The organism is Stenotrophomonas sp. PS02298 (genome assembly GCF_029959445.1).
GTDB lineage: Bacteria > Pseudomonadota > Gammaproteobacteria > Xanthomonadales > Xanthomonadaceae > Stenotrophomonas.
Genome location: NZ_JASCOR010000010.1, coordinates 11,863 through 34,032 on the forward strand (window position 1 = coordinate 11,863; position 22,170 = coordinate 34,032).

General features: G+C 64.9%; 22 protein-coding genes. 11 read left to right on the top strand and 11 right to left on the bottom strand.

What is annotated here, in order from left to right:
• Positions 1-47 precede the first annotated feature (47 nt).
• Complete coding sequence (locus tag QMX78_RS03000) at positions 48-533, top strand: TspO/MBR family protein (RefSeq protein ID WP_282266402.1); 486 nt, start codon at positions 48-50, stop codon at positions 531-533.
• Positions 534-572: 39 nt separating this feature from the next.
• On the opposite strand, the gene QMX78_RS03005 is transcribed toward QMX78_RS03000, so the two are convergent.
• From QMX78_RS03005 to QMX78_RS03015, 3 genes are read right to left on the bottom strand one after another with little or no spacing between them, the layout of a single operon-like run.
• Positions 573-1,259 (bottom strand): oxidoreductase, encoded by a 687-nt coding sequence (locus tag QMX78_RS03005; RefSeq protein ID WP_282266403.1) that lies wholly within the window; start codon positions 1,257-1,259, stop codon positions 573-575.
• Between the two features lie 17 nt (positions 1,260-1,276).
• Positions 1,277-1,951 (bottom strand): ChrR family anti-sigma-E factor, encoded by a 675-nt coding sequence (locus QMX78_RS03010; protein ID WP_282266404.1) that lies wholly within the window; start codon positions 1,949-1,951, stop codon positions 1,277-1,279.
• Entirely contained in the window at positions 1,948-2,571 is a 624-nt protein-coding gene (locus QMX78_RS03015) for a sigma-70 family RNA polymerase sigma factor (RefSeq protein ID WP_282266405.1), read from the bottom strand. Before QMX78_RS03015 ends, QMX78_RS03010 begins: the two co-directional genes overlap by 4 nt.
• A 132-nt stretch (positions 2,572-2,703) precedes the next feature.
• Between QMX78_RS03015 and QMX78_RS03020 the strand changes: the two genes are divergently transcribed.
• From QMX78_RS03020 to QMX78_RS03065, 10 genes are all read left to right on the top strand, one after another.
• Positions 2,704-3,477, top strand: coding sequence for a hypothetical protein (locus QMX78_RS03020; RefSeq protein WP_282266407.1), 774 nt, complete (start codon positions 2,704-2,706; stop codon positions 3,475-3,477).
• A gap of 77 nt (positions 3,478-3,554) precedes the next feature.
• The gene (locus tag QMX78_RS03025) at positions 3,555-4,511 is read left to right on the top strand and encodes an acyl-CoA desaturase (protein WP_282266409.1); all 957 of its coding nucleotides are present in this window, start codon (positions 3,555-3,557) and stop codon (positions 4,509-4,511) included.
• A gap of 1 nt (position 4,512) precedes the next feature.
• Positions 4,513-5,790 (top strand): FAD-dependent oxidoreductase, encoded by a 1,278-nt coding sequence (locus tag QMX78_RS03030; protein ID WP_282266410.1) that lies wholly within the window; start codon positions 4,513-4,515, stop codon positions 5,788-5,790.
• Positions 5,787-6,554 carry a DUF1365 domain-containing protein gene (locus QMX78_RS03035; RefSeq protein ID WP_282266412.1) on the top strand — a complete coding sequence of 256 codons (768 nt, stop codon included), beginning with the start codon at positions 5,787-5,789 and terminating at the stop codon, positions 6,552-6,554. The genes QMX78_RS03030 and QMX78_RS03035 overlap by 4 nt, the downstream gene beginning before the upstream one ends.
• Positions 6,551-7,810, top strand: a complete 1,260-nt coding sequence (locus QMX78_RS03040) for a cyclopropane-fatty-acyl-phospholipid synthase family protein (RefSeq protein ID WP_282266414.1) — start codon at positions 6,551-6,553, stop codon at positions 7,808-7,810. The genes QMX78_RS03035 and QMX78_RS03040 overlap by 4 nt, the downstream gene beginning before the upstream one ends.
• A 1-nt stretch (position 7,811) precedes the next feature.
• On the top strand, positions 7,812-8,360 hold the full coding sequence (locus tag QMX78_RS03045) for a DUF2878 domain-containing protein (RefSeq protein ID WP_282266416.1): 549 nt from the start codon (positions 7,812-7,814) through the stop codon (positions 8,358-8,360).
• Positions 8,357-9,142, top strand: a complete 786-nt coding sequence (locus tag QMX78_RS03050; protein WP_282266417.1) for a DUF1295 domain-containing protein — start codon at positions 8,357-8,359, stop codon at positions 9,140-9,142. Before QMX78_RS03045 ends, QMX78_RS03050 begins: the two co-directional genes overlap by 4 nt.
• Entirely contained in the window at positions 9,139-10,215 is a 1,077-nt protein-coding gene (locus QMX78_RS03055) for a class I SAM-dependent methyltransferase (protein ID WP_282266419.1), read from the top strand. The genes QMX78_RS03050 and QMX78_RS03055 overlap by 4 nt, the downstream gene beginning before the upstream one ends.
• A gap of 14 nt (positions 10,216-10,229) precedes the next feature.
• Positions 10,230-10,763 (top strand): lipocalin family protein, encoded by a 534-nt coding sequence (locus QMX78_RS03060; RefSeq protein ID WP_282266421.1) that lies wholly within the window; start codon positions 10,230-10,232, stop codon positions 10,761-10,763.
• Between the two features lie 408 nt (positions 10,764-11,171).
• Complete coding sequence (locus QMX78_RS03065) at positions 11,172-12,167, top strand: DUF4434 domain-containing protein (RefSeq protein ID WP_282266423.1); 996 nt, start codon at positions 11,172-11,174, stop codon at positions 12,165-12,167.
• Between the two features lie 3 nt (positions 12,168-12,170).
• On the opposite strand, the gene QMX78_RS03070 is transcribed toward QMX78_RS03065, so the two are convergent.
• The 8 genes from QMX78_RS03070 to QMX78_RS03105 are packed head-to-tail and all read right to left on the bottom strand — an operon-like array spanning position 12,171 to position 22,168.
• Positions 12,171-13,304 carry an acyl-CoA dehydrogenase family protein gene (locus QMX78_RS03070; RefSeq protein ID WP_282266427.1) on the bottom strand — a complete coding sequence of 378 codons (1,134 nt, stop codon included), beginning with the start codon at positions 13,302-13,304 and terminating at the stop codon, positions 12,171-12,173.
• Positions 13,305-13,307: 3 nt separating this feature from the next.
• A complete protein-coding gene (locus tag QMX78_RS03075) occupies positions 13,308-13,994 on the bottom strand; it encodes an alginate O-acetyltransferase AlgF (RefSeq protein ID WP_282266428.1) in 687 nt (228 codons plus the stop codon).
• A complete protein-coding gene (locus QMX78_RS03080; RefSeq protein WP_282266430.1) occupies positions 13,991-15,463 on the bottom strand; it encodes an AMP-binding protein in 1,473 nt (490 codons plus the stop codon). Before QMX78_RS03080 ends, QMX78_RS03075 begins: the two co-directional genes overlap by 4 nt.
• 23 nt (positions 15,464-15,486) lie before the next feature.
• Positions 15,487-15,720, bottom strand: a complete 234-nt coding sequence (locus QMX78_RS03085) for a phosphopantetheine-binding protein (protein ID WP_282266432.1) — start codon at positions 15,718-15,720, stop codon at positions 15,487-15,489.
• Between the two features lie 15 nt (positions 15,721-15,735).
• Complete coding sequence (locus QMX78_RS03090) at positions 15,736-17,316, bottom strand: MBOAT family O-acyltransferase (RefSeq protein ID WP_282266434.1); 1,581 nt, start codon at positions 17,314-17,316, stop codon at positions 15,736-15,738.
• Positions 17,317-17,329: 13 nt separating this feature from the next.
• Positions 17,330-18,454, bottom strand: coding sequence for a cell division protein FtsQ (locus QMX78_RS03095; RefSeq protein WP_282266436.1), 1,125 nt, complete (start codon positions 18,452-18,454; stop codon positions 17,330-17,332).
• A gap of 4 nt (positions 18,455-18,458) precedes the next feature.
• A complete protein-coding gene (locus tag QMX78_RS03100; RefSeq protein WP_282266438.1) occupies positions 18,459-19,439 on the bottom strand; it encodes a twin-arginine translocation pathway signal in 981 nt (326 codons plus the stop codon).
• 29 nt (positions 19,440-19,468) lie between these two features.
• The gene (locus QMX78_RS03105) at positions 19,469-22,168 is read right to left on the bottom strand and encodes a hypothetical protein (RefSeq protein ID WP_282266440.1); all 2,700 of its coding nucleotides are present in this window, start codon (positions 22,166-22,168) and stop codon (positions 19,469-19,471) included.
• Positions 22,169-22,170 lie beyond the last annotated feature (2 nt).

A 22,170-nucleotide genomic window follows, 5' to 3' on the forward strand; every position in this document is an offset into this window, starting at 1 on the left:
TGCGTACAAGCGGCATCTGATCACGCCGGAAAGGACGAGCAAGCGCCATGCAGATACCTAGACAGCTCCTTGGCTTCTCTGGCTGGTTCCTGGTCACCTTCCTCGCCGCAGCGCTTGGTGCGCGGGCCTCCATCTCCGCCGCCAGTTTCTACGCCAGTCTTGCGCTGCCTGCATGGGCGCCACCGGCGAGCCTGTTCGGGCCGGTGTGGACCGCCTTGTATGCGCTGATGGCGCTGGCGGCATTCCTTGTCTGGCGAGAGCGCGGCTGGCGTGCGGCGACACCGGCCCTGACGCTGTACCTGCTGCAGCTCGGCCTCAACACGCTGTGGAGCTGGCTGTTCTTCGGCTGGAAACAGGGCGCGTTGGCTTTCGCCGATATCCTGCTGCTATTGATGTTGATCGTCGGCACGCTGATTGCGTTCTGGCGTATCCACAAGGTCGCGGCCTGCATGTTGCTGCCCTACCTTGCCTGGGTGGGCTTTGCCAGCATGCTCAACTACGCGGTTTGGCAGGCGAATCCCGGGCTGCTGTAAACGGCAAAGCCCGTGCGTCGGCGTGCTGCCGCAGCAGGCCTAGGCTGCGTCGGCATTCCCGAGCTGATTGATCTGCGAGCATTCCACTTCGGCGGGCGGATCACGCATGCGTGCCAACGCGATCATCGCGCGGCCCAGAACCAGATTGCTGGTAAACACCGACGGCAGGGCAGCTGTTGCCAGCTGCATCATTGGTCCACCAACCACATACAGCGGCTTCAACAGCGCATGCCGGCTGCCGGTGCCAGCGACCGGCCGTATGCCACCCGGCCGCAGCATCACCGTACGTCCCGTCAGCCGGGCCAGTGCCCGCTCCGTTTCGCCCTTGATGCGCAGCGGCATCAAGTGGCTTTCTGGATTGGCGTGCGCACCCGATACATACAGGAACATTCCTTGTGGATTGGCTGCGAACCAGGTCTGCGCAACAGCCAGTGTGGTGTCCAGCGTGACCCGCCGGTACGCGTCTTCCGCTGTGCCCAGGGGCGGAGCGCCGGCGCAATAGAAGCAGGCATCGAAGCCCACCAGGTCGGCCTGGCGACGATGGGCCTGCAGGAAGTTCTCCAACACCAACTCCTCTGTTGCCGTGACCAGGCCGTCGGCGTGTCGCACCAGCGCGACCGTGCGCCTTACATGCACGGAGCCAGCGCAGGCCAACGCGACGCCTTGACCAACCAGTCCACTGGCTCCGGTCAACACGATCTTCAGGCGCCCACCATCGTTCACCATTGACCCCTCCGTACGAACTAGAGTTTGACGAAGCGCTGCACCTTGCGTGCCAACCAGCCACTGAATACCAGCGGTGCATCCAGTGCCGAAACACAGATGCACGGCACACCGGGCGCGGTCACCGGCTGGTGTTCCACCTCGGCATCCAGGTCCGCCACATCGCCGGGCGCGAACAGCCCCAGCGCGTCGTTGTACGAACCACGCAGGACCTGGGTGAGTTCACTGCGGCCATGGCTGTGCATGGGCAGGCATTTACCCGGCGCGATCTTCAACATGATCAGCGACGGCATCTGCCGTGCACGGATGCAATGCACGCCCGGCGCCATCCAGCGCCAGCGCAGGCTCGCCAACGAGTCGCCGAAATACGGATGCAGCGATGCCGGTAGATACTCCGGGTCGGCCTGTGGCCGCTCCGGCGGTGCCTGCCGCGCCGGTGGCGGCATCGCGGGCGGGGCCACGTCCATCAGCTGCGCCAGCATGGCGGCGCGCAGTGCCTCGCGCCGCGTATCGTCGAGCACCGGCTGGGTCTGCTCCAGCAACGCCGAGCCGACCGCCTCGGCATCACGCAGACGCTGACGGCAGTGCGGGCACTGCTCAAGATGGGTACCGGCAACAATGCTCAACGGCGCCTGCAGTGCGCCGGCGGCGTAACTCATCAAGGTGGATTCGTGCAGGTGGTGGTGCGGATTCATGACGCACCTCCGACCTTGGACTGCAGCAGCAGGAAGGCCCGCCGCAGATGTGATTTGACCGTACCCAAGGGCATTCCCAACGCCTGCGCGATCTCGCCGTGGCTCTTTGCTTCGAAATAGGACATCCGCACCAACCGCGCCTGCACCGCCGACAACTCGTTGATGCGCTGGCGTAATCTCGCATGATCGGCGAACTGCTCGGCGCTGCTGCGATCAAGCACATCGGCTGCGGCCGCGTTCTCCACCGCCGCCTGCACCAGTGTCCAGCTGCGCTCGTGGCGGACACGATCGATGTGCAGGTTGCGCGCGATGCGGTACAGCCAGGTACTCAGCGCACCCTGTGCCGGGTCGAATTCCGCGGCCCTCAGCCACAAGCGCAGCAGGCACTCCTGCGCCAGCTCCTCGGCCACCGCCTCCGGCGCACCCAGGCCACGCAGGTAGACGCACAGGCGTGGCATGAAGTGGTCGTAGATGCGCATGAAGCAGTCGCGATCGCGCAGCCGCGCCACACCGTCCATGTCACCGGCCCAGTTCATTGGCTCTTTGCTCAGCTGCTGTGAACTGGACACGATCCGGGCGGTGTCTAAGGGGGAAGGGAGGTTGCGGGGATCAGGGTACATCTGCGTGGGCAGGGCTGCAGTGAATGTGTTGTCCTTCCTACGCGTGGTGGCGGCGTTTGGATGCACCGCCGTGCCTGCATCCAGCGGCTGGCCTCGCCCGTAGGCAGGGAGAGCTCATTCCGGGATGCCCCAATGCGCATGGCCTGCCTGTTGCTGTTCCTGCCCTTCATGGCGTCGGCAGCGCCGCTGCTGCGCGGTGAAGGCGTTGCCACGACCCGCGACGGGGCAGTGGCCTACCGCGAGGTACATTGGCAACGCGGCGCCGGGGACGCAGCCGAGCGCTGGGTGCACTACCTGTGCCCCGACGGCCAGCCCTTCGCGCGCAAGCACATGCAGGTCAACGGTTCCGCCCAGGCACCCAGCTATCGCTGGGAGGATCGCCGTAGTGGCCAGACCGCCAGCGTTGCTGCGACGGGAGGCGTCGTACAACTGAACTGGAAAGAGGACGCGGCGGCGAAAACGCGGGCGCAGCGGCTTCCGCTTCCGGCCGATGCGGTGATCGATGCAGGGTTCGACGCCGCCGTGCGCGCGCACTGGCAGCAATTGATGCAGGGCGAGCGGCTCAGCCTGCAGTTCCTGGTCCCCGGCCGCCAACGCTACTACCCGGTGCAGGTGCAGCGTGTCGGCAGCATCCGCTGGCAGGGGCTCGATGCCCAGTCTATCCAGGTGCAACTGGATGCCTGGTACGGGGTGGTCGCGCCGCGTCTGGCGCTGGTCTATGCCGATGCTGATCGGCGCCTGCTGGAGTTCCACGGAACAAGCAACCTGCGCGATGCCCGCGGTGACTACCCGGTGGTGACGGTGCGCTTCGCACAGAAGGCAGTGGAGCGTCCGCAGGCGCAATGGCAGGCCGAGCTGCAGCAGGTGCTGGTGCCGCGCTGTATCGCCACGCGGGGCGGATCCTGATGGAATCTTCATTACGCTGCATCCAATCAGCGCCGCGCGCCGTAGAGAAGGGTAGGAAACCTCTCGAGATACGCGCCATGGCATCCGCAGCGCCCCTTCCCCGCCGACGCGTGGCCCTGCTGCGTACGATCCAGCGCTGGTTCGACACCGCCGATAGCGCTGACGTCGTTGGTGATGCGCAGCTGGCCGACCGCATCGATTGGATGCGCGCCCTGCCCTTCGCGCTGCTGCACATCGGCTGCCTGGGGGTGATCTGGACCGGGGCGTCGTGGACGGCAGTTGCTGTCGCGCTGACCTTGTATGCCGTGCGGATGTTCGCGATCACCGCGTTCTATCACCGCTATTTTTCCCATCGCACCTTCCAGACATCGCGCGCGGTGCAGTTCCTGTTCGCCCTTGTCGGCGCCTCCAGCGTGCAGCGCGGACCGCTGTGGTGGGCGGCGCACCACCGGCACCACCACCGGCACGCCGACCAGCCGCTGGACCCACATTCTCCGCAGCAGAAAGGCTTCTGGCGCAGCCATGTCGGTTGGTTCCTGACCCGCGAAGCCTTCGCCACCGACCTGCAGCGCGTGCCGGATCTGGCCCGCTTCCCGGAACTGCGCTGGCTGGACCGCTTCGACACCGTGGTACCACTGCTGCTCGCCGCCGCCCTGTACGCACTGGGCGCGACGCTTGAACGCTGGGCACCGGCCCTGCAGACCTCCGGCATGCAATTGCTGGTCTGGGGATTCTTCATCTCCACCGTGGTTTTGTTCCACGCCACCGTCACCATCAATTCACTGGCCCACCGCTTCGGTCACCGTCGCTTCGACACCCGCGATGACAGCCGCAACAATTTCTGGCTGGCGCTGCTCACCTTCGGTGAGGGCTGGCACAACAACCACCATTTCTTTCCCGGCACGGTGCGCCAGGGATTCCGCTGGTGGGAGATCGACCTGACCTGGTATGGCCTGCGGTTGATGGCGTTGCTGGGCCTGGTCAAGGAGCTCAAGCCAATCCCGGCCTGGGTGCTGGCCAAGGCGAGGAACTGACATGCGTATCGCCGTCATTGGTTCGGGAATTGCCGGGCTGGCCAGCGCCTGGTGGCTGGATGGCACGCATGAAGTCACCTTGTTCGAGGCCAATGACTACCTCGGCGGCCACACCCATACCCATGCGCTGCAGGTGGACGGGATACCGATGGCCGTGGATACCGGCTTCATCGTCTTCAACCCGCAGCACTACCCGCTGCTGAGCGCGCTGTTCGATGAGCTTGGGGTGGATTCGCAACCGACCACGATGAGTTTTTCCATGTGCAGCGAGCGCAGCGGCGTGGAATACAACGCGACCTCGCTCGATGGCCTGTTCTGCCAGCGGCGCAACCTGCTGTCGCCACGCTTCTGGGGCATGCTGCGTGACCTGCGTCGCTTCTACCGTGATGCACCGGCGCTGCTGGATGGCGGTGCCGGCCCCACGCTGGGCGAGTACCTGCGCAGCCAGCGTTACGGCGAGGCCTTCGTCGAGGAACACCTGCTGCCGATGGCATCAGCGCTATGGTCCTCGCCGACCGCAACCGTGCGGGACTTCCCGGCACGCTACCTGGTCCAGTTCATGGCCAACCACCAGATGCTGCAGATCAGCGGACGCCCGCAATGGCGCGTGGTGAAAGGCGGCTCGGCGCGCTATATCGACGCCCTGCGGGCACGCTGGCAAGTGCGCGAACGGCTTGAATGCGCGGTCTGGAAGGTTGAGCGCGAAGCGGACGGGGTGTGGGTCCACAGCGCCGCAGGCGTTGAGGGCTTCGATGAAGTGATCATGGCCTGCCACAGCGACCAGGCCCTGCGCCTGCTCGATGACGCGGACCCGCTTGAGCAGCAGATACTGGGCGCCATCAACTACCAGCACAACGACGTGGTGCTGCATACCGATGCGTCCCTGCTGCCACGCAACCGCAAGGCGTGGGCAGCGTGGAATGCGCACGTGCCGGACGCAACCGACGCACCATGCACGGTCAGCTACTGCATGAACCTGCTGCAGGGACTTCCAGGCGATACGCCGCTGGTAGTGACACTCAACGACAGCGCACGGATCGATCCGGCCAAGGTGCTGCGGCGCATGCGCTACGCACACCCGGTGCATGACCACGCCGCCGTGGCGGCACAACAGTGCTGGGCCGATATCCAGGGCCAGCGCCACACCTGGTTCGCCGGCGCGTACTGGGGCTGGGGCTTCCACGAAGATGGCATACGCAGTGCCCGCCGCGTGGTGGATGCGTTGACTGCGCGCAGGCCCAACGCATTCTGGCTGCCGCAGCCGGAGGCGACCGCATGACCAGCAGCGCGATCTACCTCGGCCATGTAGTGCATCGTCGCCATCTGCCGCATCCACATGCGTTCCGCTATCCGATCGCCCAGCTGCTGCTGGACCTGGACGAACTGGAGCAGGTCTTTGCCGGGCGCTGGCTGTGGTCGGTGAACCGTCGCAACCTGGCCGAGTTCCGCCGCAGCGACTATTTCGGCGATCCGGCGCAGCCGCTGGCCGATGCGGTGAGAGACCACGCTGCAACCGTGCTTGGCCATCGGCCGGCCGGACCGGTGCGCCTGCTTACCCATCTGCGCGTTGCGGGCCACGTGTTCAATCCGGTCAGCTTCTACTACTGCTACCGGGCCGATGGCGTCAGCCTGGACTGCATCGTGGCGGACATCACCAACACGCCATGGAAAGAACGCCACGCCTATGTACTGCCCGCGGCAACCGCGCTAAGCAACGGCCGGGCGCTGCGCTGGCAGTTCGACAAGTGCTTCCATGTTTCGCCGTTCATGGCGATGGATTGCCGCTACGACTGGCGCCTCACCGCGCCCGATGACGACCTGCAGGTGCATATGCAGGTATGGCGCGAAGGCAAGCGCCAGTTCGACGCAACCCAGTCCATGCAGCGCCACCCGCTCAATGGCGCCGGTTTGGCGCGGGTGCTGGCCTGCTACCCGCTGATGACGCTGCAGGTGGTCGCCGCCATCCACTGGCAGGCACTGCGGCTGTGGCTCAAGCGCAACCCGGTCCATGACCATCCTTCCCTCGCCGAGAAAACGCGATGAACCAGATGACTTCCTCGGTGGCCCTGCCACAGCCCGGTGCGCTGGATGCACTGCTGCGGCGCCGGCTGCTGGCCGAACTCGCACCGTTGCGTGAGGGCTGCCTGCGCGTGCACGACGTGCTCGGCGAGGTGGTGCTCGGCGATGCTTCCGCTCAGCTGCAGGCCACGGTGACCATTGATGATCCCGCGTTCTATCGCAAGGTCGCTGCACAAGGCAGCGTCGGCGCTGGCGAGAGCTATATCAACGGCGACTGGCGTTGCGATGACCTGGTCACGCTGGTGCGCATCCTGGTGCGCAACCGCGACCTGCTGGATGGCATGGAACGCGGCCCCGCGCGTATTGGTGGCTGGCTGCTGCGTGGCTGGAACCGGCTGCGGCGCAACAGCCGCGAAGGCAGCCGCCGCAACATCGCCGCGCACTATGACCTCGGCAACGATTTCTTCGCGCTGTTCCTGTCGCCAGACCTGATGTATTCGTCGGCATTGTTCGCCGACGAGAGCACCTCGCTGGAGCACGCCTCGCAGCGCAAGCTCGATCGCATCTGCCAGCAACTGCAGTTGCAAGCCGGCGACCGCGTGATCGAGATCGGTACCGGCTGGGGTGGTTTCGCCCTGCACGCCGCACGGCACTACGGCTGCCATGTCACCACCACCACGATCTCGGCCGAACAGCACGCACTGGCCGTGCAACGCGTGCACGAGGCCGGGCTGCAGGACCGGATCACCCTGCTGATGCAGGACTACCGTGATCTTGAGGGCCAGTTCGACAAGCTGGTCTCGATCGAGATGATCGAGGCCATCGGTGCCGAATACCTGGACACCTACATGGCCACGCTGCAGCGCCTGCTCAAGCCCGATGGCGTTGCGCTGCTGCAGGCGATCACCATCGAGGACCATCGCTACGAACAGGCTCGGCGCAGCGTGGACTACATCAAGCGCTTCGTGTTCCCCGGCAGCTTCATTCCCTCGATCGCAGCGATCCTGGCGGCGAAGACCCGCGCCAGCGACCTGCAGCTGGTGGCCCAGCACGACTTCGGCTACTCCTATGCCTTGACCCTGCGCGCCTGGCGCCAGCGCTTCATGGCGCAGCTGCCTGCGGTACACGCACAGGGCTTCGACGCACGCTTCTGCAGGCTGTGGGAGTTCTATCTTGCCTACTGCGAGGGCGGCTTCCTGGAACGTTCGATCGGCGTCTCGCACCTGTTGCTGGCCCGGCCCGGCCATCAACCCGCCGCCAACGCCGGGCTGATCAGCTGACATGCGCCGGCCCCTTCTCAACCTGCTCGGCAACCAACTGGTCTGGCTGTGCGCCGTGGCCGGCGCCGGACGGGGTTGGCAGTGGCCGGCGCTGCTGGCCTCCGTGCTCTACATCGTCAGCCAGCTCTACAGCGCCGCGCAGCCGCGGACCGAGCTGCGCCTGCTGCTGCTCGCACTGGTGTGCGCCTGGCTGGTCGATGGGCTCGCGGCGGTAAGCAGCCGTGTCGGCTATGCCGCTGCGCCGTTCGGCTGGGCGCCGCCGCCCTGGATCATGGCGCTGTGGGCCGCGTTCGCGATGACACTGACCTCGTCGATGGCCTTCCTGCAACGGCATTGGGCGCTGCCAGCAACGTTCGGCCTGCTGTTGGCGCCGCTGGCCTATCTATCCGCTGCACGCGGCTTTGACGCCGTGCATTTTGCCGCGCCCGCCTGGCATGGATTGCTGCTGCTTGGCATCGGCTGGAGTGTGGCGCTGACGCTGCTGGTCACGAACGCGCGCAGGTGGACCCGCAGTTCAACCCAAGGGCAACCAACAGGTGCTTGCACATGAACAATCTGGGCTGGGTACTGCTGTACGCCGTGGCGATCATGCTCTGGGGCTGGGCCTGGCAGCGCCGCCATCGCAACATCGGCATCGTCGATGTGCTCTGGGCCAAGGGCCTGGCTGCCGCCGCGCTGCTGCTCGCGTGGCTTGGCGACGGCGCAGCGTTGCCGCGCATCAGCTTGGCCGTGCTCGGCGGATTGTGGGGAAGCCGGCTTGCCCTGCATCTATGGCAGCGCGTGCGACACGAGTCCGAAGATGGTCGCTACACGTATCTGCGCGAACATTGGCACAGCCATCAGGGCAAGATCTTCGGCTTCTTCATTGCCCAGGCGTTGCTGATAGTTCTGTTCGCGCTGCCGTTCCTCGCGGTGGCCAGCAATCCGCGCACCGATGGCTACATCTGGGTGATGGCAGCAGGTTTGGTCTGGCTGCTGAGCGTGCTCGGCGAGTCCATCGCCGATCGTCAACTTGCGCGCTTCCGTGCAGCGCCAGCCAACAAAGGCCGCACCTGTCGGCAGGGGCTGTGGCGCTACTCGCGGCATCCGAACTATTTCTTCGAATGGCTGCACTGGTTCACCTACGTGCTGCTGGCCGTCGGCTCGCCGTTGTGGTGGCTGGCGTGGACCGGGCCGGTGCTGATGTACCTGTTCCTGCGCTACCTGAGCGGCGTGCCGTTCACCGAGAAGCAGGCGTTACGCAGCCGCGGTGAAGACTACCGCGCTTACCAGCGCAGCACCCCGATGTTCTTCCCCTGGTTTCCCCGCACCGCCAAGGAGCAATCACCATGAATGCAGCCACGCAACTGGATTCCGCCATCCATGCCGAGCCCGGCCTGACCGGCTGGGCCGAGCGCGGTTGGCTGCCGGATGCCGCACTGCGCTGGGGTATCCGCCGCCTGTGCGCACAGCGACTGGAGGAGGAATCGGAGGAAGGCCTGCAAGCGCAATCGGAGCGGTTCAGCCGGCGCATCGCCGAGTTGTCCAGCAGTCCACTCGCCCTGCATGTGGATGCTGCCAACCGCCAGCACTACGAAGTACCTGCTGCGTTCTTCCAGGCCTGCCTTGGCCACCGCTTGAAGTACAGCAGCTGCTACTACCACACCGGCACGGAGACCCTGGATCAGGCCGAGGACGCAATGCTGGAGCTGTACGGGCAACGCGCCGGGCTCGCCAATGGCCAGCACATCCTTGAGCTGGGTTGTGGCTGGGGCTCACTGACCTTGTGGATGGCCGAGCGTTATCCTGGCGCGCGCATCACCGCAGTCTCCAACTCACACAGCCAGCGCAGGCACATCCTCGCCCAGTGCAAGGCACGTGGCTTGGACAACGTCGAGGTGCTGACCATCGACGTCAACCAACTGCAGCTGCCTGCCGCCACGTTCGACCGCTGTGTCTCGGTGGAAATGTTCGAGCACATCCGCAACTACGAACGCCTGCTTGGCCGCATCTCGCGCTGGCTGAAGCCGGACGGCGCCTTGTTCGTGCATATCTTTGCCCATCGCACGCATATGTATCCGTTCGACACGATGGGCGAGGACAACTGGATGGGGCGCCATTTCTTCACCGGCGGGCTGATGCCGGCTGCCGATACCCTGCTGCATTTCCAGCGTGACATGCAGCTGCAGCAGCGCTGGCTGCTGGATGGCCGCCACTATCAACGCACCGCCAACCATTGGCTGCAGCGCCAGGATGCCGCCCGCGAGCAGCTCATGCCGCTGCTGGCGCAGACCTACGGCAGTGATGCCGCGGCACGTATCTGGTGGCAGCGCTGGCGCATGTTCTGGATGGCCTGCGCGGAGCTGTTCGGTTACGACGACGGCCAGCAATGGCTGGTGGCGCACTACCTGTTCCGTCCCCGCTGAAGAAGGACACGCGCATGCGAACCCTCCCACTGCTGTCGATGCTGTCCATCGCCTTGTTCGGCGCTGGCTGCAGCAACCTGGACACGCGCCCGATCCCGCGCCCGGCATCGGTGGATGTGCCGCGCTTCATGGGCGACTGGTATGTGATCGCGCATATTCCGTCGCGTCCGGAACGCTACGCCTTCGATGCGGTTGAAAGCTATGCACCGCGGCCCGACGGACGTATCCAGACCACCTTCACCTACCGCAAGGGCAGTTTCCGGGCGCCGCTGAAATCAATGCACCCCATCGGCAAGGTCGAGGCCGAAGGCAATGGCGCAGTCTGGGGCATGCAGTTCATCTGGCCGATCCAGGCCGAATACATCATCGCCTGGGTGGACGAGGGCTACAGCCAGGCCATCGTCGCCCGCAGCAAGCGCGACTACGTCTGGTACATGGCGCGCACCCCGCAGGTTTCGGAAACGGACTACCAGGGCGCGGTGGAGCGCATCAAGGCGATGGGGTATGACGTCAGCAGGCTGCGACGGGTGCCGCAGTCGGCGCGGTAATGCATCGACACGGGAGCCTCATCATGACCGGCCCATGCCAGGGAAGGGTTTTGGAACTTCCACCAGAGGCACTTCCGCTCGGTATCGATCAGGCCGATGGCGGCAATCAGCCGCGGCGCCATCGGCTTTGAGTGATTTCCTGCCTGCACGTCGCCGCTTCCCTTGGAACCTGCGCCACCGCAGATCTCCGATAGTGTCTGGATCAGGTTCACGCGGAGGCGACATGTACGATCAACATCGATGCCGCACCGCCGCGCAAACACACGTTTTCCACGCCTGTGTTTCATCTGCCACGGTTGTTGATCAGTCATATCAAACCACCCATGACGCTCCAACCCGGCTTGACGTTCAGGAAGAAACACTGAACTGTGTAGTCATGGTCCCCGCCAGCCTGCGATCATACGCACGATGATAGAAACTCCTTTGTCCAAGCCGACCTCCCCTGGACGTCGCCGCTTGCTGCAGGCAGCGTTGTTGGCGCCAACGATGGCGGCCCTGGCCGGCCTGCCGGGGTGCTCGCTTCCGGAACAGGTAGACGGCACATTCCTGCAGCCTTGGCTGGACCACACAAACTGGACAGCCGCGGACTGGCAACGGTCGATGAACCTGGCCCGGCGCGTGGGCTGTCGGCAGCTGGTCGTGCAATGGAGCGGCATCCTCGGCGGCACCGAAGGTGATTGGCAATTGTCCGATTTCAGTTTCCGCATGCTGTTCAACGCAGCCGACCAGGCAGGCATCAACATTCGTGTCGGCTTGCCATTCGAGCAACGTTGGTGGCAGGCAATCAGCGCCGATGAAACCGCGCTTCGCGCCTTCTTTGAAGAAAGCCTGCAACGCGCACATGAGTGGTTGCAGCAATCCACCCTGCCGCGCCAACGACGCTTCGCCGGCTGGTACGTGCCATATGAGCTGGAGCAATACCACTGGGCCGACGCGCAACGCTGTCAATGGCTGGCGGAGTGGTTGCAGGCTTTGCAGCGGGCGGCAGTGGCACGCGGCGGTGACTGCGCCATATCCACCTACTACAGCAGGCTGGCCACCGATGGCAGCCTGGTCAGCCTGTGGGAAAGCGTGCTGGCCACGACCACCTTGCGGCCGATGATCCAGGATGGCGTCGGCGTGCCCGGTGAAGACGACCACCTGGCATTGGCGCCCTTGCTGGCTTTTTTCAAAGAGCGCGGCGTCGCGTTCGATGCCATCGTCGAGCTGTTCCACGAACTGCCAACGGCGGGGGGCGACGGCACCCAGTTTCGCGGCGAGAGTGCCGATTTCGCACGCGTACAACAGCAGCTGCAGTGGGCACGCAACAGCGGTGCCGGCAATGTGCTGGTCTACGCACTGGAGCCCTGGCTTACCCAGGACACGCCGCAAGCAGAAGCACTGCGGCGTGCCTGGCGGCTGTAGCAGCTACAGCGCACGACCGATGATTTCGCGCAGGATCTCGCTGCTGCCGCCGAAGATGCGCAGCGCACGCGCATCTGCCCAGGCCCGGCCGATGCCGTACTCGCTGCTGTAACCGTAGCCTCCGTGCAGCTGCAGCAATGCATCCAGCACGCGGCCCTGTATTTCGGTTGCGTTGAGCTTGGCCATGGCCGCCGTGTTGGCATCCAGCACGCCTTGCATCTGCAGGCCAAGGCAGTGATCCAGGAAGCTGCGCAGCATGGCCAGTTGTGACGCCGCATCAGCCAGGACGAAGCGGGTGTTCTGGTGATCAACAAGCAGGCGACCAAACACCTTGCGTTGACGCGCGTATGCCAGCGTTTCATCGAGCATGCCTTCGGCCGAGGCCGCCGCGCGCAGGGCAATGGCCAGGCGTTCGCCGGCCAGTTGCTCGCCCATGTACTCAAAGCCGCGTTGCTCCTCGCCGAGCAGGCAGTCCAGCGGCACCTGCACATCCTGGAAAAACAGCTCGGCGGTGTCCTGCGCGTGCTGCCCGATCTTGGCCATCGGTGGGCCCTTGCTGACACCAGGCAGACGCATGTCCACGCAGAACAATGTCAGCCCGCGCGCCCCCAGCTCCGGCGCAACCGTGGCAGCCACCACCACCACATCGGCATTGACGCCATTGGTGATGAAGGTCTTTTGCCCATTGAGCAGGTAGTGGTCTCCGCGCAACTCAGCACGGCTGCGGATCGCCTTGAGATCACTGCCGGCGCCGGGCTCGGTCATTGCGATGGCGCCGATGGCGGTGCCGCGGCTCATGGCCGGCAACCAGGTGTCACGCAGCTGTTGGCTGCCGTACTGCAGCAGATACGGCGCCACCATGTCCGAATGGATGGAGAAACCGATCCCCAGGCAATTGGCACGTGCCAGTTCCTCGATCACGCAGGCGGCGTGGCCAACGTCACCGCCCATGCCATAGGGTTCAGGCAACTGGCAGTTGAGCAGGCCCGCGTCGCCGGCCGCGCGCCACAACGCACGCGGGGTGATGCCGTCCTGTTCCCAACGCGCGTAGTTCGGCAGGATCTGTTCGGCGATGAAGCGCCTGACCTGCTCGCGAAACAACGCGTGGTCTTCACCAAAGATGCTGCGCGCGGGCATGGTTCAGCGCCCTGCTGCATCGGTACTGCCGGGTTGCCCCTGCAATACCGGCGCGCCGGCGTTGCCGGTCAGGAAAAGGCTGTAGCGATCCCCCGGCTGCAGAGCCGGCAACTCAAACGCCGCGCTGTCCTTTGCGCCGCAACCAGCGACCAAGCGTGCTTTGACCGGGTTGATGGCGCGGGCAACGCCGTTGCCTGCCGGCACTGCATTGAACACCACCGGGCCGTTGTCGACCATTGCCAGCTTGGCCTGCGGGCAGCTACCGGCAAGGTTGTAGAAACGGATCTCCGCTTTCAGTGCATCGGTACTGCCACCGCCATCGGCGATCACCTGGAGCGGCCGGGCTACTCCGGCGGGATCCAGCACCAGCGTGGTGAAGCTCCCGGCCGCCACCGCAGGCTGCGTGCGCGCCTGGCCCGCTACGCGCACGGTGAACGGCTTGCCACCTTCAACGATGGCATAGCGCGTGGCACGTCTGGCCGGACCCACCTGCTGTGCGGCGCCGCTGCCCGTTGCCACCGTCAGCGTGGCAGTGCCGGGATTGACCACACGCACGAAGGCCGACCCGGCCGGCGGACGCGCGGCGTACAACTGCGCCAAGCGGCCTTCTCCGGTTGCATGTTGTGCACTGGCAAACATCGGCGACAACGACAACGCTGCGGCAAGCATCCATTTGGTGGACGTGATCATTTTGGCTCCTGCGTGCGCAGCGTACGCGCCAATGCGTAGCGCTGCTCCAATTGTTTGCGGTCAACCTTGTTGCTGACCGTCGAAGGAAAGCTGTCCACCGCCAGTAGTTCGGACGGAATCATGTAGGGCGGCACCCGCTCGGCGAGCTGCGCCTTCCAATCCTGCAACGCCGGTGGCAACGCCTGCAGCGCTCCCTCCCCCGGCGTTGCCAGTTCGACGAACCCCACCATCCGCACCAGCGTGCCGTCGGGACGGCGCATCGCCACGGTGGCGCCAGCAATGACGCCCGGCAAGGTGGACAGCACCGCATCCACTTCGGCAAGTTCAATGCGATAACCATTGAGCTTGATCTGGTCATCCTTGCGACCGCGGAAATACACCCGTCCCTGTGCGTCCACGTCGCCGAGGTCACCGCTGCGGTAGGCGCGCTTGCCGTGATGCTCGAACAGCACCTCTGCATCCAGGTCCGGGCGCTCCAGGTAACCCCGCATCACATGGTCCCCGGCCATGCAGATTTCACCATCGTCGATGAACACTTCCGCGTATGGCTTGGCCACGCCGATCGGAAATGGATTGGGCGCAGCTGCGCGCAATGCCGCGTCGATCTCCACCCAGGTGGTGGAACAGGTCGCCTCGGTCGGCCCGTAGGAATTGATGATCCGCACCTGCGGGAACCGAGCCCACAGCTCCTCGGCAACGCGAGGCGTGAGCGATTCCGCACCGAACACGAACATGCTCAGCGCTGGCAGGTGCTCGGCATTGAACTGTGGGTTGAGCATCTGCTGGCGTACGAACGACGGCGTGGACGCCCACACCGCCACCTGTGCATTCCGCAGGTGATCGATGAACTGGTTGCTGTCGGCAATGACCTCACGCGGACACAATACGCAGCTACCACCCAGGCCGAGCGCGCCGCACAGGTCGAACAGCGAGAAATCAAAGCTGAAAAGCATCTGGTTCATGAAAGCCGGAGCTGGCCCCAACCCGAGGCAATCACGGATCCAACCGGTGAACAGCGCCACGCTGTCGCGCCCGATCTGCACACCCTTGGGGTCGCCGGTGCTGCCGGAGGTGAACATGATGTAAGCCAGATCGCGCTCGGCCAGCGGCTTTGGCTGCGCCGCGCCGGGCAGAAATACATCGGCACCAGCGTCATACACCGCCTGCGCATGTACCAGCCGGGTGATCTTGTGCAGGCGCGCCTCCGGGTTGATGGTATCCACCGGCACGTAGGTCACGCCCAGGCGCAGGCAACCCAGCATGGCCACCACAAAGGCCGCCTGCTTGTGCCCGCTGATCACCAGCGCATGCCCCGCGCTGACACCGGCGGCCTGCGCACGCGCCATCCAGGCATCGGTAGCAGCTTGCAGGCTGCCCCAATCCATCACCCCGTCACTGCTGTACAGCGCCGGCGCGGCAGCGGCCACGTCACATTCAGCGAACCGGCAATGCTCGAAATCAAAACGCATGGCTGCCGCTCCCGGTCCAGTGATCAGGCGTTGCGGCGCGAGGCCACGTAGTCAGCCAGCACCTGCACCGATTCGACCAGCGTATCGATCTCATCGACCGGCAATGTCACGCCGAGGCGGTCCTTCACTTCCACCATCAACTGCACCTTGGACATCGAGTCGAACAGCGACTCCATGTACTCGTCGGGCTGCACGCGTACGCCGATGACGGCCTCCACGGTGTCGATCAATTGGGCCTGCAGTGCTTGCATGTCCATCGTTTTACTCCTTGCCTAGAACTGGAAATAAAGGAAACGGCTTTCTTTGTGCAGGTTGAGCAGGCACAGCGCGAGCAGGCACAACATCACCAGCAACCATTGGAAATTGGGTTGCCAACGCATCCACGTGCGCGGCGCCGGATCAGGCTTGGCCAGCGCTGGCGAGTACACGCCCATGATCTGGTGCGCGTTGGGTGCCAGCCACACGATAGCCAACAACACCGCAACGTACAGCAACTGCACATGGTGGCCCGCCAGCAGGCGCCATCCATCGGCCACGCCCATGCCGGCGAGGTAGCCCAGGCTCTCCATGCTCTCCCAGCCACGTACGCCGGCCATGCCCTGCACCAGCTGCCACGCCTGTGCCACGCCATCGGCACGGAAGAACGCCTGCGCCACCAGCACTGCAGCGAAGGTCAACATCAGGTAACCCACGTGCTGCAACCAATTGCTTTTGCGCCGCGCCGCGGCCATGGGTCCGCCACGGAAGATGCGCCAGGCGTGATTGATGGCCAGATAGCCTGCATGCAGCAGGCCGAAGATCAGGAACTGCAGGCCAGCGCCATGCCAGATACCCGCCAGTCCCATCGCAAACACGGTGGGCAATACGATCAACGAGGCAAAGCCTCCGGCGGTTGCCACGGCAGCAGGGCCACCGGGAAGGCCATGGCGACTGCGCCAACGCGTCACCGCCATCGCCACCGGATAGTACAGATAGGCGGTGATGTAACGGGTCAGGGTGATATGCCAGCGCGCCCAGAAATCAATGATGCTGGTGGCCTTGTACGGCGAGTTGAAATTCAGCGGGAAGCGGATTCCGAACATCCGCGCCAGGCCCAGTGCCATGTCCGAGTAGCCTGAGAAATCGAAGTACAGCTGCAAGGCGTAGCTGATTGCCGTGGCCCAGGCACCCCAGAACTGCAGCTCACCGGTACCCGCGAACCCCGCGTCGGCATACGGTGCGATGCTGTCGGCCAAAAGAACTTTCTTGGCCAGACCGATCACGAACAGCATGCCGCCCACCGACAGGTTGTCGGCGTTGAAACGGTAGTTTTCCGGCTTGCTGAACTGCGGCATCATCTCCTTGTGGTGAAGGATCGGGCCGGCAATCAGATGCGGGAAGAACGTCACGAACAGCACGTAGCTCAGTGGGCTGCGGTCATTGACCACGCCACTTCGGCAATCAAGCAGGTAACCGATCTGGGTGAAGGTGAAGAAGGAAATGCCGAGCGGCAGGATCAGCGCATCCATTGGCCCGACCGCAAAACCCAGGTCATGGACGAAAGTCACCATCGCTGCAGCGTACTTGTAGTGCACCAGCAGCAACAGGTCCGCCGCGATGCCCAGGCCAGTCACCAGCGTCTGCATGCGCGGACGTTTGGCCAGACCCAGGATAGCCAGGCTGACCAGGTAGTTGAACAAGATCGAGGCCGACAACAGCACCACGAACTGGGGGTTCCACCAGCCATAGAACAACAGCGAGGCCACGCACAGCCACAGCGCCGCCAACCGAGGCCGCAACGCGCCCAGCAGGTAGTGCACGCCGAGCGCGATGGGCAGGAAAATCAGCAGGAACAGGAAAGAGTTGAACAGCATCGTCGTCAGGCGCTCAGTCGATATCGGCCAATGCCGCCTGCTCGCCGTCGGTCAACGGCAAAGACAGCGCCATCTCGGAAAATTCCCAGATCACCAGTTTCAGGCTCGGAGGCCATTGTGCCCGCTGCGGCCATGCGGCCAGCAGCGCCCCGGAAAACTGGCCGCCATCCAGGCTCTGGTTCCATACTTCGCGACCCAAGGCCTTGCCGAGACGCTCGGCAAACAGGCTGCGGCGACCATTGGAACTGCCCAGCAGCAGCACCTCCACCGGCGGGGTGTCGTCCAGCAGTCCACCACCACGCAGCGGCGCGATCACCTGTTCCGGCTCCATATCCAGCGCCGGTCGCCATGCCGGCGGTGCGTGTTCCAGGCCAGCCAGCACGATCAGGTCGCCCATGCGCGGCTGCGGCGCACCCAGCGGCCCCACCTCGAACGCCTGCGTGCCCTGCCCACCAAGCAGCGGCAGGGCCTGCGCGGCGACCGCATCGGCAGCGCGTTGTGCGCCCGTGCGATTCATGTGCACGTCGGTTGCAAAAAACACCGGCGCATCGCCGGTCTGCAACGCCGGCAGCAGATCCACGCCGCCAGTTCCAGCGGCCTGCAGCGCCTGCTGCCAGCGGCCATAACGCTCACGCATCGGTGCCCAGTGGCGCAGGCCACAGCCATGCGCCTGCTCGACCCGCGATTTATCCGGCACCACCGCCACCAGCAGCTGCACGCCTTGCGCCTGCAATTGCTGCGACCAGTGCCGCATCAACCTGATCCGCTGCTCGAGCACCTCGTTGCCCACACCCGGCTGCGGACGCAAGCCGTCGCGATAGAACAACCAGCCTGGGCAGCCCATTGCTACCTGCGCCCCGGTGTCGCCCAGCAGGCGATAGCGCAAGGCTGCATTCCAGGTATCGGCGCTGCCTTGCATCGGCAGTTTCAACGCGTCGTTGATGACCTTGCCCGCCGCGCCATCCGTCCACTGCGACGGTGCAAGTTTGTCCGCCGGCAACTGCGCCTTGGCCAACATCCAGGCGCCGGCACAGAAACCACCAAGCAGCAGCACGAACACCACCCAGGACGTGGCACGGTGCGCACGCGGCGGGGCTGCGGCCGGCAATGGCGCCGGCGCGCCAGGACGAGTACTCATCGAATCAACGCCCCAGCGCCTTGTGCAGTCGTGCCTGCCACTGCGCGGCAGTCATGATCGAGGCGTTGTCCCACTGCCCCTGCGCAGCCGGGCCAAATCCGTATACCGGCTCGAACATCTGCCACACCAATACCTGCGGCGGATTGTCTCGGAACTCGGCCGATTCCAGATATTCCAGCAACACCACCCACGGCCCGACATTGCCGGATTTCCAGTTCACCGTTACCGGACGGTCGATGTCGTTGGACAGCTTCTGCGGAAAACCAAAGTACGCCTGTACCATGCTATGACCGGTGACATGCACCGGTGCCTTGTCGTCGTCCAGCAACGACTGGCCCTCGGCTGCACGTCGTACCACGAAGGTGTCGCGGCCAATTGCCGCGCGTTGCGCGGGGTCCAGGAACAGTTCGGCCAGGTCGCCATAGCGGCGCTCACGGGTTTCACTGCCCAACGGCATGCCGGTGCCTGGCGTACCGGCCAGGTTCGGCACTTTCTGCTTGATGCGCGCGGCGATGGCGTCGGCGATGGCGTCGGCCGCCGGCTGGGTCCAGTGCTGATCGCTGCGGTAGAACACATCCTTGCCGCTGGCGCGGGTATCGGCCAAAACCTTGCGCGCATCCAGCGTATCCACGCCGGCCGCCTGCAATGCGTTGCGGATGGTTTCGTAGCGCCTGGTCACTGAATCACTGATCACCCTGCCCTCGGGCAGCCGATCTTCATAGAACGTGACCTTGTCCGGCAGTACGAGCACTTCCAGCTGCACGCCACCTGCCGCCAACGCCTGCTTGGCTTCGGCAATGAGCGCGGTCGAGGACTGCACTGCAGCCTCATCCACCTCACTCAAGCTGCCCCATGCCGGGAACAGCCAACCTTCCTTGCCGACGATAACCACGTCCGATTGCTGCGCCTGCAGCGGTGCAGCCAGCGTTGCTGCAACCAGCGCCATCGCAGCGGCGGTACGCCTCATCCATCCTGCTTTCTTCATGCCCATGTTTCCCAATCCAATCGTCATGCTCAGTAAGACAACGTCATGTTGATGAAGAGGCCGCGGTTCCGTTCTGCCTGGTCACCATTGAGCGCGAAGCGGTATTGCACGCTGGCATCAAACGACGAACGCGGCCCATGCAGGCGGTCCTCGCGGAACAGTCGACGCACTCCAATGCCGACACCAGCGCCGAGCGCCAGGTCGCCATCTTCGGCAGCCAGCCGGAAGCTCTGCCGTGATCCGTCCGGATAGACCACGCCTTCTGCCCGATCACGCTGCCGGTACCAGTCAGCCCCCACCACCGCAAAAGGATTAATGGTCCAGTTGTCGCTGGCCGTACGCGGGCGATAGCTCCAGCCAAAGCGGAACTCGCTGGAGGCAAACAGCTGGCTGCGCTTGAGCTGGCCGCTGGAACGTACTTCCTGCACGTGCGTGCCGTTGAAGTCCACGCGGCCCACGCGGAAGTCCGCATCGTTGTTGCTCCACGCATAACCACCCTGCGCGTACAGCTGCATGCTCGGCCAGCTGCGGTCATCCGGACTGCTGGCAGCACCGTGGTACCAGCCATAGGACACATAGGTCATCCAGCCACCGGCGGCATCGTCAAGTTGGTAACGCCCCTGCACGGCCTCTCCGCTGCCCACGGTTGCGGATAGACGGCATTGCTCGGCTGCTGTCTGCGCGTAGAGCCCACCATGGCGGTTGGCGGAGCCAATGAACTGGCGTCGCTCGATACCGAACCCCAGCCCGGTGTCCGGCACCCGGAAGCGTGCACCCAGCGCTGCGATGCTGCTGGGCCAACCGGTCGCGGTGCGCGTGGTCATGCCATTCCGGGTGTCATCAAGCCCGCCGATATCCTCGCCGGTACAGGGGTCGATGTTGCGCAAGGCTTCGTATTTGCCGCCGCCGTCGTACAACACATTGGTGAGCCGCGCGTAGAGCTCAACGTTGGGTTGGTAGGCGATCGGCCGCCAATAGGCTTCAACCGAGCTGAAGGCCGCATCGCCGGGCGTGCTCAGCGCCGCCCCGCCCAGCGTGGCCGTGGTCTGCCGCGCACCGCGCCAGCCGACACTGGCGGTGATGCCCCAGCGTCGTTCCAGTTCGGTCAACGAACTGCGCGCATAGCGCCGTTGCTCTGGCGTCAGTGCCAGTTCACCGCGCTCGGAGCGTTCCAGCGATTTCCGGATCTGCTGTGATGCCTGCCCGCGCTCACCCATGCCAATGCGCGCATACGCCTGGTCGAGCTCGATCGTTGGCGGTGCCTTGCCCGTGGCCGCTGCCGCTTCCAGATCAGCCAGACCAAGCTCGGCCTCCCCCGCACGCTGGTGCAGGTTGGCGCGCTGCATCAGCATGTCGACGTTGTCTGGCTCCTTCTGCAGGCCTGTATTCAATCGTTGTACGGCCTGCGCCCGCTGGCCGGCATTGCCCGCTGCCAGCGTCGAAGTCAGCAGTCGCTGCATGGCCGGATCATCCGGGGCCGCCTGCACGGCCGCCTGTGCCTGGGTGATGGCCTCAGCCCATTGCTGGCGGCCATAGGCTGCATAGGCGCGGGCCGCCGGTGTATCCAGGGTCTGGTCCGCCGGCCGCATCTCGCATTGCGTGCCATAAGGCGTGTCACGACAGGCCTGCAGTGGCGCGGGGAAATGGGTTGCATCCAATTCCCGCGCCAAGGAGCGCTTGCGCGAGGCGGTACGGCGGCTGATCACCGCCTCGTCGTTGGCATCCATTGGACCCAGCAATACCCCGGCACGCTCAGCGTCGCCGGCGGCCAAGGCTGCATCCACCGCCAGCAGCCGGATGTTGTGCAGCTGCTGCTCATCCAGCCAATCCTGTGCGAGTGCGCGGTCGAAGTCGGCATTGGCACCGGCATCACGCCCCAGCCGTTGCAGCAGGTAACCACGCAACACCAGTGCATTGATGTCTTCACTGTCCTGCACCAGTGCGTCCGTGGCGGCCTGCACGGCGTCCTCCAGCTGATCGTCGAGCATCAATGCGCTGATCAGCAGCAACCGATGACTTGCCGACTCCGGCGCCAATGCCACCGCTTCGCGGGCTGGTGCCACGGCATCGGCAGGACGAAACGCCATCATGGCCGCGTAACCTGCCTGCGCCGGCGCCACCGCCTGCGCACGCTTGATGCGCAGTTTTCGCGCCTCCAGGTCAGTGATGTTCTGCGCCCCCAGGTCCACTGCGGTCTGCAACGCCTGCAAGGCGGTATCCGGCTTGCCCTGGGCTTCCAGCGAATCCACCCACAACATGGCCCAGGTGCCCTGGGTCGGATCGATCCGGAAGGCCTGTTCGGCCTGCTGCTCGGCCAGCGCCATCTCACCTCGGTAGTAGCTGGCGTAGGCCTCGGTGGCCAGGGGATAGCCCTTCTCGAACGGCGTCTGCGTCACCGGCGCTGCGGCAGCCGCCTGTCGGCGGGCAGCCTGGCGTGGCGTGCCTGCCGCTGTGGCACGGCCCGGCGTGCGTGGGGCATTGGTGGCGCCACGGCCTGAAGCGCGGGCCTGCGACTGCGCCAGCAGGTCGTGCAGACGCTGCACATCCGGGCGCAAACGCACCGCTTCGCGGGCCTGCCTCGCGGCTTCCGCATAGTCACCGCGGGCATACGCCGCATACGCCTGCTCAGCCACACGATACGCAGCGCCCGACAACGGCAATTCCTGCGCCAGCGCCGTCACGCTGGCACCGGCAAGGACGAAAGCAACGAGGGGTTTCAGCAACTTCATGC